This is a genomic window from Peribacillus sp. NPDC060253 (genome assembly GCF_042727425.1).
In the GTDB taxonomy this organism is placed as follows: Bacteria; Bacillota; Bacilli; order Bacillales; family DSM-1321; genus Peribacillus.
This window is the reverse complement of record NZ_JBHXAS010000141.1, coordinates 1-10,679: the sequence shown is the minus strand read 5'-3', so window position 1 is coordinate 10,679 and position 10,679 is coordinate 1. Positions and strand designations below refer to the sequence as shown.

The following is a 10,679-nucleotide window of genomic DNA, read 5'->3' as shown; positions in this document are numbered from 1 at the left end:
GATGAGCTCTATAAAATAAAGCTGGATAAGAAAAAGTATTGGCGATAACACATTGAAGTTCATTGACTTTTCTGAAAATAATTGAGTTTTTCTAGGAAATCTTGTAACTTATACAGTGAATATAAATAGTGAAATGATGATTAAACAAATTCTATCTGTAAGGGAGAATACAAATGAAAAAGGTTATTTTAAGTATAGCTATCTGTACCTGTTTTATTGTATCTGCTTGTTCAAATCATCAAAGTTCTGAAAATACAATGAAAGATAGCGAGAATGCAGCAGCGCAACCTAATGTAGAAGTAAAACCTTACAAAGAGCCATTGAGTCATGAGGGACAGACTGCCCCTCATCCACTTGGAGTATTTACGCTAAAACAAATAAGTGAACCGAAGGTAGGCGTTCAAGTTGGTCCTCTTCATATTGATGTACAAAAGATAAAAGTCGTACAAAGTAAAGAAGTGAGTGAAGTGGGCAAGTATAATTTACAACAGCGTAGTCTACCTACGAATGAAATGAATGCCATTCAGTTTACAACTACAATTGAAAACGTGTCAGATCAACCACTTGATTTGGGGAAGGGACCTATAAAGAAGCTGCTTCTAAGTAACGGAGAGAGCGTGGATGTATATAAAATGAACGCTGATCCCAAAAACATACACTTACAAGCAAAAGAAAAAGAGACGTATACATTGATTTGCTTCTTATCCAAGGCTCCCAATCCTCTCACTTATATAAAGATCACCACAAATACGGTTCAGGAACAAGATACGAAAAAACAAGTAGTCTCTCCACATACGAAAGAAATCAAATTATAAACACAAAGAGCATCCTTCTGTTAAGGATGCTCTTTGTGCCACAGGAATATGGAATAGGAAGGATGACAGGATGTAAGTTACACAGCTTTATACTGGAGGAGGCAAGCTTAATAAAACGGAAAAACTAAAACATTTGTATTACAGGTTCGAAATACCTCTATAGTAATCGATTATTCTGTTCTTCAACTAACTGGTGCGTTAGCTAATGATCAAAGCTGTTTTTTAAGGGCAGATTTTTCTTTTTAATTAACGGTACATGTTAGTTTAAGTCATGCATAATTTTATCTTTCCATCGAAAGCTAAGAGCCTTACTACATACAATGTAAGTAAGGCTCTTTAAAATTTTATTTACAATAAGTTAGCTACCATTCCAGCTTATGAAGAAAGATTCTTCAACTCAGCTCCGGTTAGTTGAAGTTTAACATCGATTTAGTCAAGGAATTCCTGAAAGCCTGCTCTGGTTATACTCATAATCCTTTTATAATTCCTTTGTCTTAATTCTTTTAATTAACTCCTCAAACCAATATATTGTGTGATCTGTTCTAGTGGAAAGATAGCCATGCAAAAATTCACCAATATTCTCGTTATCTTTTCCTATCTGTTCTGGTTCAAAACTCCTAATCTCTTCCCAAATACCATTGATAGTCTTTATTTTTTTTTCTAATATATCCACTACTTTATCACGATCTACATACTTGATGTTTGCTAAACAAACAATCATATCCTTAATTTCTTCCGCATTTTCAAATAATTTATAGATTTTTTTGGGTAGTTCTTCGCGACCCTTATCCGTGATCGCATATACTTGTTTATCAGGCCGATGTTCTTCTTTTATCACTTCTACTGGTTCGACTAAACCTTGTTTTACCAATGATTCAAAATGGTAGTACAGTTTACTTTCAGTTAACCCACCTAGGCGATCCAACGGAATGGGTTCTGAAAGCTGCTTTTTTAATTTATAAGGATAGTTTTTATCCTCCATCAGCTTGCTCAATATAAAAATTTGAATAGACATTTTCTACGCTCCTTTAAGAAGTATTATCTCATTATTGTAGCAAAACCTAAGCTGTGATTTCAGCCGCATTCTTTTCATTTTCTGTTTCAGAAACCTGGCCTGGCATTGGTTTGTGAATAAACGAGACAATAGTCATATTAATTACCATCGAAACAGCACCAACTGTAACCATTGACCAAATATACGGACTTGGACTGATGCTGCCATATAGGTTTGCAAAGTAAGCTTGCACCGAGTAATACATCGGTGAAATGTGGCTCATCCATTCATATGGTAAATGCATCATATCACGCGAGATGGTGGCACCATTTGCTATTGTTTGGATTAATAAAATCGGTAAGTTTAAAATCATGCCGCCTTCACCAAATAAGAAGATTAAAATCGCGGTGAAATTAAAACATACCATATAGTTAAGTATTTGTTGACCTACTATACCGAAGAATAGGTCACCACTTGGCTTATCAACTAAATACGCTACACCTACAGCAACGAATGATGAAATGACTGCAATCAATAACGCAGCTGATTGAACATACATGAATAAACGTGATTTACTTGCTTTTCCGCGGCTGGCTTTAAATGCACCTACTAATTGCATTGCTCCGATCATCGCCCCAACATAGCCGGCCATTGTCAAGAACATAGGAAGCATATTATGATTCATGCCATCTGGTATTTCGTTGATTGTAACCACATTTCCTACATAGGATTTCTCAATCTTTTCCGCTAATTCAGCGGCTTGCTTTTCAGGTACATTAAAGTTCATCAATACGCCCTGAGCCGTTTGTTGTGAGAATTGTGTACTTAACTGGCTGTTAATTTCAGTTACGACAGAATTCATGGTAGAAGAAACGGCTGTTGCCCCTGCCTCATTGATTGTAAAGTCGATGCTTGATGACGCTTCACCTTTTTGCATATTCTCAGAGAAGGTCTTCGGGATGTGTACGACTAATGCTAAGTCATTTTTCTCTAAATCTTTTAAGGCTTGTTTATTTGTTATATCCGTCTCGATTTTTTTAAAGGGTAAATTTTCTTCTAACTGTTCAGCAATCATTGCCCCATTTTCACCGGCATCATCATTGATGATGGCGATAGGTAATTTATCGACATTTCCTGGAATGGCTGTATACCCAGGTAAGAAGATGCCTAGCATGGCAATTGCATAGAAAATCCCCATAAAGATTGCCGCAGATGCACCTCTTGTTTTTAAGAATGCAGTAAATTTCATATGTTGTATCCATCCTTTTGATTTAATTTAAGTATTTTACTCAATTTAAAGTACTTTAATTAGAGTAGTTTAAATTGAGTACTTTGAATTTTATTTTATTTTTTTTAAAAAGTCAATTGAAAAATTTGGTGTTTTTTTATGTGTAGAAAAAAACTCCCAACAAAACTCTTCTACATTGTTGGGAGTAACTATTACATTCTTTGAGGACGTTACAATAAAATTGGTACAAACTGCTTTAATGAACTTTCAACAACTTTATTATTCTTGAAGAAATTGTTCCTAAACGAATTGAAATCAAGAGGGAAATTGTAGAAAGAACAGCGATCATGACGACAATGCCAATCCACCCAAAATGACAATAAAATGAACCGCTTGTTGTTCCAACAATACTTCCCCCAAGGTAATAGGAAAATAAATATAATGAGGCTGCTTGAGCTTTATCGTGAGCGGCTAATCTGCCAACCCAACTGCGAGCAATGGAATGGCTGGCGAAAAAACCGAAAGTAAAGACTGCTATTCCAAAAAATTTTATCCATAGATTGAGGTTCAATGTGATGCAAACCCCTAACATTAAAAAAATGATGGATAACTGTAACATTCTGCTTTCACCATATTGATCTGCTAACATTCCCATCCATGTAGAACTGAATGTACCAACAATATAGACGATGAAGATAAATCCAACTAAGGTTTGACTAAGTGAATAGGGCAGGGTAATGAGCTGAAAACCAATGTAGTTATATAAAGAAACAAAGCCAGCCGACAATAAAAAACCAATCAGAAAAAGATGAATGAGACCGGGTGTTTTAAGCTGGTTAAACAGGCCGATTCCAAATTGTTTTACTTCAAATTTGGTAGCATCATCCATTCTTGCCGTATTAACAGGGTTTATGCCAAATCTTGATTTACTGATTTCTTGCAGAATATTACTAGACATAACGTTCGCGGGGCTTCCAGAAGATCAGAGCTGTCTTTAAAGCAGCTTTTTTTATGCAACTATCGGGGCAGGTAAGTTCTATAAGAAAGAGGATTACTATTAGCCATAAACGAATTTTAATATATATATGAGATTCGAAAGGGGAAATTTATATGTTAATAAGAGAGGCAACGGCGGCTGACGCTGAAGAAATCGCAAAAGTACATGTAGATTGTTGGAGAACGACCTATAAAAATATAATACCAAGTGATTTTTTAGATAAACTATCTTATGAGAAAAGGAAGGATTTATGGATAAAGAATATATCAAAAGATGAAAATTATGTTTTTGTTGCAGAAAATAAAGATGGAAAAATAGTTGGATTTGCTGATGGTGGAAAAAGAGAAACAAATAAAGTGAATAATTCAGGTGATTTAACTTCTATATATGTCCTTGAAAAGTTTCAAAGAATGGGGCTAGGAAAGAAACTTATCAAAGAACTATTTTTAAAATTTGAAGAACTGGGATTTAATACGATTTTTGTTGAGGTACTTGAAGATAATATATCTCGATTTTTCTACGAGGCTTTTGGTGCGGAATTACTTAAATCCGAAAACATCAAAATCGCTGGTGCTGATTTAAATCTTTTGGTTTATAAATGGAAAGATATTAGCCCCGTATTGTTATCAAAATAAACTTCGTTTAAAAAGGATGACGTTGGATAGGAGAACCGAGAGATGTTGCAAAAACTATTAAATTTCTAGTGAGCGATGAAGCAGATTGGATTGCAGTCATTCAAAGGTGGATTTAAAAGCTAAATTAAACTAAAAAATGCATTGGTTCTAGAACTTTTTTGTTGTATTAAATTCCAAGGATAGATATCAATTTTGAAGTATTGTATTTAAACTAACGGGTGCTTTACTTCAATAAGGGGGTTGCTGAGGCAGCTTTTTTCATTGTTGATAAACCAATACACAATAAATGTGGGGTGAATTATATTTGACGTCATTTCAACTAAACGAAAAAACAATATCTTTTTTATCGAAATATCAATTATTCAAAGGTGATTTGATACAACAAGTTCAGTTGCAGCACCGTTTGGAATTAGTAGAAGCATTTGGGATTCAACAAGGAATGCGTGTAGTAGAAATAGGTTGTGGTCAAGGGGATACCACCGTTGCAATAGCAGACGCAGTAGGAGAAAACGGATGTGTTGTCGCAATAGATATTGCTAGTCCCGATTACGGAGCACCGTTAACATTAGGTCAAGCAACAGAGCGTATTAAGAAATCTTCATTAGGAGAACGTATTGACTTCCATTTTGAAAAGGATTTTAATTTATTTAAAACAACTATCCCATTTGATGTGGCGGTATTATCCCATTGTTCATGGTATTTCAAGCAACCAGAAGATTTATTGAATTACTTTAAAAAAATTCGTAGATTGGCAAAACATATATGTTTTGCAGAATGGGACCTCGATATTACCTGCATTACGCAACGTTCCCATTTTTGTGCAGTTTCCATCCTTGCCTTGTATTCAAACTTCGTAAAAAATGAAGGGAATATCCAAAACTTGTTTCATAAAACTCAAATTCACCAGCTACTCCAGCAAGCAAATTTTGAAGTGATAAAACAACTTAAAGTCGATGCAACATTATTACAAGACGGTCAATGGGAAAAAAGTTATGCAAATAGTATCCGTGCAGAATTTATTAACGTTCCTTCCATGATACAAACGTTGATAACTAGTTATTATGAACTGATGAACACTTCGAATGGAAATGAGAATTCATTAAATAGTTTCATTGTTTGTGCAAAGTAAGAAGTTCCTCATTTGAAGATATGTTTTTGATATGGAATGTACTTCAACTAACGAGTTCAAGATCCAGAGTTGCCGAATTGTTTGCTTTTGACAGTATGGCCCATTTCAAACAAGAGCTGGAGAACTATATCGAATACTATAATCACAAACGGATCAAAGCAAAATTAAAAGGATTGAGTCCGGTGCAATACCGAACTCAATCCTTAGTAGCTGCGTAACTAAATAAAGTGTCTAACTTTTTGGGTTCACTTTAAAAAAGGGGCTTTCTTAATGGAAAGAAACTTTTGTACATAGATATCTTCAACATCTACCAGATTTTCTTTACCTATAGTATACTTTCATGATTTAAAGAAATTCTCTCTTGTTAATAAAATATCAACTTCTATTTGTTAACGTAATGAACGGTGTTCAATACTTAATAAAGATTAATTTGAAATGATCACTTTTTTTCTTTTTTGATGAGATAAATAATTCCTTCTACAATAGCCACCACGATCAAGGATATCCCAAATAGTGGCATAATCAGCCCTAATATCACCATGAAGATAATAAAGCCAATCGAAAGTCCACTTGAAGCTTTTGGTGGAGTTGAGAGTTTACCTTCTTTTTTCCGAGAAAGCCACGTTTTAAATCCCCAAAAAATGACGAATAAGAAGGAAAGACAAACAGATAAGTTAATCAATTTATTTGGCCAGCCAAATAAATGACCTTCATGTAATGGAATACCCCATGTAAACCATTTTGCTAAAATACCGTAGTCCTGATAGCTCACTTTTGAAATCAAATTTCCACTATATTGATCGAAATAGGTTGTCATTTCCTCATACGGGCTAACGTCTAATCCTGTTATACCAGTGTTACTCCCCTTAGAAACTGTGTATACACCTTCTTCAGTCGATGAATAAATAATTGAATAAGGTTTGGAAATATGAGCTTCCTCAACCTTGGTCATCAATTGTTCGACACTTATACTACTACCATATGACATACTTGTCATATCAGACATATTACCATGATGTGCATGAGTATCGTCTGAAGTTGGTGCCTCATTTTTACGAGTAGCCCATGGGATTTCGCTCATATCCGAAGTTGGAGGCTGTTGTTTTAAAGTTGGATTCCCAATAGAAGGATGATCTTGAGCTACTGAATATATAAAATTACCCATAAATGCCGACCAAGGTAATCCGGTAAAAATAACGATAATCATGGGAATCGTTATAATTGTACCTACTAAAGCATGCAAATTTTTATTTTTTTGTCGCTTCGTTGGATTCAGTACTTTCTTCAATGCCCTTCCCTTAAAGGTCATGTAAAGACCAGTAAACAGTAAGAAGATTGCCCAACAAGCAGCTAATTCAACTAAGTAATTTACAACAGTTCCACCTACAAAAAGAGAACTATGTATTTCTCTCATAACATTTGAAAATGTTTGTTTCGCAGTTTGACTACCGATTATTTCATAATTATCATCTAAGAAAACATATTTTTGGTCGCCATCTTCATTTGTCATCGTTAAGCGTGTATTATACGGATCATCTAATAAAATTACTTTTGAGACAGAATAGCCTTTGTATTGTTCTATTGCTTTCTCAATGCCTTCATCAATCGTTAATTGTTCTGTTTTTTCACTTTGCCCAAAGAATAAATCATCGTAAGCTTTATTTTCTACATCTGTATAAAATAAATATCCAATACCACTTAGTGTTAATGTAATCAATAGTGGGGCGATAAATAATGCAGCGTAGAAATGCCATTTCCATAAACGGTTATAATTGCCTTTTTTCACGTCAAAACCTCCATCAAGACTTAGTATGTTTTTTGTCTACTTTTTCTGCTGCTATTCACCTCTTACTGTTTTAAATGGCAGCAGTCTTTGCCATGCATTTCAATTTTTATAGCTTGAATTGCTTTTTTAAAACTATAAATTTGCCCACCAAATCCTAACTGGAATTGTTTCGCTTGTTTAATAGATTCAAAGGCAATAACTTGTGGTTGACAACAATTCAAGTTAATATCTGCATTTATAAGAAAGGTCGCCAACTTAGCACTTATCGTTGTATCTTTCAAAAAATCATGACAAATAATATGTGAGATGTCATTTTCTATTTCCTGAAAACGAAGAAGCCCACAATGAGGACAACATGCGTGCTCCACGTGTTGATTTTTATTTATCAATTGAACCGAAAGTCTCGTGTTTGAATCCTTATAGCAATAAGAACAATGATTAGAAGACATGTAGCTTTGAGCAATTAGAGCAATTCCATTAGATGTTTTAAATACTTTCCGCTGATCAATTAATGGTTTTAAATCTCGGTAAACTGTCATTTCTGAGACTTCTAATCTTTTACTGATATCCGAAACACGCAAGGTTTCTTCTTGTTGTAACCATGTTAAAATTTGTTGTTGTCGATCAATCGGTAACATTTTATCCCACCACTCTTTATTAGATGACGATTATAATCATTCTTTTGATCACTAATAATTATGACTATTTTATTTACGGAATACGGACAAGTGATATTGTGATAAAATATGTGAAATATTGTTGAACTGTAACAATATTGACGATAATTATTTATATCATTCAAATGTGAGAAAAGAATGAAGATTATAAAAATTACTTAAACCGCGTTTGAGGGAAATGTTTTATCTATCTATAAATCACTTGATTTTTGCTCATAAAGTGGCAAAAGAATATCCTTTGAGAATGAGAAGAAAATCATTATTTAAACCAAAACTACATTTTCAAGCTGTTAAACAAATTAATTTAACCTTGAAACAAGGAGAAAGTATAGGTTTAGATGGTGAGAGAGTGGTAGTGGAAAAAGTACACTAGCGAAATTGATTATGAGAATAGACCCATTAACATCTGGACAAATTTTATTAAACGGTCAATCGATTAATGGAGACCAAATGGTGATATAGCGATTTATAAACGAATGCAAATAAGGCTTACAGGATTCATCATCTTCTTTACATCCCAAAATGCGCGTGAAGGAAATCCTGGAAGAACCAATTCGTAATTATTTCGCCAATGAAAAAAATTCGTGAGAAGCAACGTGCTTGAAATTACTGAAGTGGGTGGATCCTGATTCTTCTTTTTTTATCATGATATTCCTATCAATTAAGTGGTGGGCAAAAACAGCGTGTTTGAATAGCAAAAGCCTTAGCTGTTAAGCCGGAAATCATAATATTTGACGAATCAATAGCCAGCTTAGATCAATCATCTCAAACATCCAAAATAAATATGTTAAAACGTATACAAAAAAAGAACAATTATCCTATTTATTTATCACCCATGACTTAAAATCTACTCGAAAATTATGTGATCGTATCGCTGTCATGTATCAAGGAGAACTTGTGGAAACATTTAGTTGGGACTTTCAACAACTAAATCATCCCTATACTCGTTTCTTATTTCAAAATATGGATTAACTATCAATTAGCCATTAAGTTTAATGTGTCGTAGTTTCATTATTTTGATTGCGGAACCTACAGAGGCTAACTTTGTAAAGAATAGCATTATGTTTCATAAGAATTATCAGGGTGTAGAAGAAGGTAACTACTACTGTGAAGTGGAGTATTATCCACGAACTGAACAAGGAAAGTCATTGAGGGTTTATCAAACAAAAGGCGGAAAATAAATTAGGACTACACATTTTAGATATTTCTAATATGTGTAGTCCTTTTAATATCAACTATTAGGCTAATCCACCTAAATATAAAAAAGTGTTTGTTTTTTGAAGGTGATTCATTTATTTTGTTGTATTTTTAATAATTGGTAGATTAATTCTAAAAATATAGCAAACATGGAGGGGAAATTACATGAGTTGGAAAAAAACACTATTGGCTGGAGTGATCAGCTTATCCTTGCTTGGTACAGGGTACGTCGGTCACGACCTAATCACCTCACAAAACGTATCGGCTGAACCCGCATCAGGAAATGCACCAGGGCATTTGAAAAATGTTGAGACTTCCCAGCTTGATGAAATAATCAAAAGAGGATACATTCGGGTAGGAATGACCGGGGACTACAAACCATTTACCTATTTGAACCGAGAAACAAATGAGTATGAAGGATTTGATGTGGACGCAGCCAAAGAGCTTGGCAAAAACCTTGGTGTGGAGGTGAAATTTGTCGCAACCACATGGCCTACGATGATGAAAGATTTGCAAGCGGACAAATTTGATATCGCTGTGGGCGGTGTGACTCGCAATACAGCAAGACAAAAAAGCGCTTATGTATCCCAAGGTTACCTTTCATTCGGTAAGGTGCCTTTGATTCGCAAGGAAGATAAAGACAAATATCTTACCATTGAAGATATCAACAAGCCTTCTATACGCATCGGCGTAAATCCAGGCGGAACAAACGAAGAATTTGTCCGTCAGTATCTAAGCAATGCTAGGGTAACTGTTGTAGAAAACAACCTTGATATCCCTCATCTTGTTGCAGAAGGTACGTATGATGTTATGATCACTGACACAGTAGAAGCAATGCTGTATGCAAAAGCTGATCCCAGATTGTATGCGGCTCAAACTGACAAGCCTTTCACAAACAGTGAAAAAGGTTATATGATTCCTCGAGGTGACTTCATTTATGCAAGCTACTTGGAAATGTGGATGGATGAAATGAAGCTTCAAGGGGAATTTGACGCCCTCTATAAAAAGTGGATGGAATAGTATATAGAGATGCTCCCAAAAAGCTATCCTAAATATTGCTGTATAGGGAAGCATTTATACACTAACAGGTGCTTTACTTCATTACCAGGAGCTGATCAGCAGCTCCTTTTCGTGCGCCCGGCATGGGTGCAATCTATAGGGTGCGAGTCCCGAACCATGAAGGCAGTAGTAATGGTTAGCTTAATGCAAGGGTGTCCATGG

10 protein-coding genes and 1 pseudogene are annotated in these 10,679 nt (G+C 34.8%); 6 read left to right on the top strand and 5 right to left on the bottom strand.

The annotated features are described in order from the left end of the window. Positions 1 to 173: 173 nt before the first annotated feature. On the top strand, positions 174 to 815 hold the full coding sequence (locus tag ACFWE9_RS23445) for a hypothetical protein (RefSeq protein ID WP_377359055.1): 642 nt from the start codon (positions 174 to 176) through the stop codon (positions 813 to 815). 478 nt (positions 816 to 1,293) lie between these two features. Here the strand turns inward: ACFWE9_RS23445 and ACFWE9_RS23440 are convergent, their stop codons facing one another. The 3 genes from ACFWE9_RS23440 to ACFWE9_RS23430 all read right to left on the bottom strand — a co-directional run bounded on the left by ACFWE9_RS23440 (position 1,294) and on the right by ACFWE9_RS23430 (position 3,995). Further along, positions 1,294 to 1,830, bottom strand: coding sequence for a PadR family transcriptional regulator (locus ACFWE9_RS23440; protein ID WP_230162162.1), 537 nt, complete (start codon positions 1,828 to 1,830; stop codon positions 1,294 to 1,296). Positions 1,831 to 1,876: 46 nt separating this feature from the next. Next, positions 1,877 to 3,058 carry a YhgE/Pip domain-containing protein gene (locus ACFWE9_RS23435; RefSeq protein WP_377359053.1) on the bottom strand — a complete coding sequence of 394 codons (1,182 nt, stop codon included), beginning with the start codon at positions 3,056 to 3,058 and terminating at the stop codon, positions 1,877 to 1,879. Between the two features lie 235 nt (positions 3,059 to 3,293). Further along, positions 3,294 to 3,995: an MFS transporter gene (locus ACFWE9_RS23430; protein ID WP_377359051.1), complete on the bottom strand. Its 702-nt coding sequence runs from the start codon at positions 3,993 to 3,995 to the stop codon at positions 3,294 to 3,296. A gap of 152 nt (positions 3,996 to 4,147) precedes the next feature. On the opposite strand from ACFWE9_RS23430, the gene ACFWE9_RS23425 reads away from it, so the two are divergent. The 3 genes and pseudogenes from ACFWE9_RS23425 to ACFWE9_RS23415 all read left to right on the top strand — a co-directional run. Next, the gene (locus ACFWE9_RS23425; protein ID WP_377359049.1) at positions 4,148 to 4,669 is read left to right on the top strand and encodes a GNAT family N-acetyltransferase; all 522 of its coding nucleotides are present in this window, start codon (positions 4,148 to 4,150) and stop codon (positions 4,667 to 4,669) included. Between the two features lie 304 nt (positions 4,670 to 4,973). Continuing rightward, positions 4,974 to 5,798 (top strand): SAM-dependent methyltransferase, encoded by an 825-nt coding sequence (locus ACFWE9_RS23420; protein WP_230162168.1) that lies wholly within the window; start codon positions 4,974 to 4,976, stop codon positions 5,796 to 5,798. 86 nt (positions 5,799 to 5,884) lie between these two features. After that, positions 5,885 to 6,016, top strand: a pseudogene (locus ACFWE9_RS23415) (IS3 family transposase); the annotation flags it as partial. A 221-nt stretch (positions 6,017 to 6,237) separates the two neighbouring features. Here the strand turns inward: ACFWE9_RS23415 and ACFWE9_RS23410 are convergent. Together ACFWE9_RS23410 and ACFWE9_RS23405 are read right to left on the bottom strand one after the other, a co-directional pair. Further along, a complete protein-coding gene (locus tag ACFWE9_RS23410) occupies positions 6,238 to 7,584 on the bottom strand; it encodes a PepSY-associated TM helix domain-containing protein (RefSeq protein ID WP_377359046.1) in 1,347 nt (448 codons plus the stop codon). 62 nt (positions 7,585 to 7,646) lie between these two features. Continuing rightward, the gene (locus ACFWE9_RS23405; RefSeq protein ID WP_377359044.1) at positions 7,647 to 8,222 is read right to left on the bottom strand and encodes a DeoR family transcriptional regulator; all 576 of its coding nucleotides are present in this window, start codon (positions 8,220 to 8,222) and stop codon (positions 7,647 to 7,649) included. 423 nt (positions 8,223 to 8,645) lie between these two features. Here ACFWE9_RS23405 and ACFWE9_RS23400 point away from each other — a divergent pair, with 423 nt between their 5' ends. Further along, the gene (locus ACFWE9_RS23400) at positions 8,646 to 8,723 is read left to right on the top strand and encodes a hypothetical protein (RefSeq protein ID WP_230162180.1); all 78 of its coding nucleotides are present in this window, start codon (positions 8,646 to 8,648) and stop codon (positions 8,721 to 8,723) included. A 900-nt stretch (positions 8,724 to 9,623) separates the two neighbouring features. Continuing rightward, the gene (locus tag ACFWE9_RS23395; RefSeq protein WP_377359042.1) at positions 9,624 to 10,478 is read left to right on the top strand and encodes a transporter substrate-binding domain-containing protein; all 855 of its coding nucleotides are present in this window, start codon (positions 9,624 to 9,626) and stop codon (positions 10,476 to 10,478) included. Positions 10,479 to 10,679: the final 201 nt, after the last annotated feature.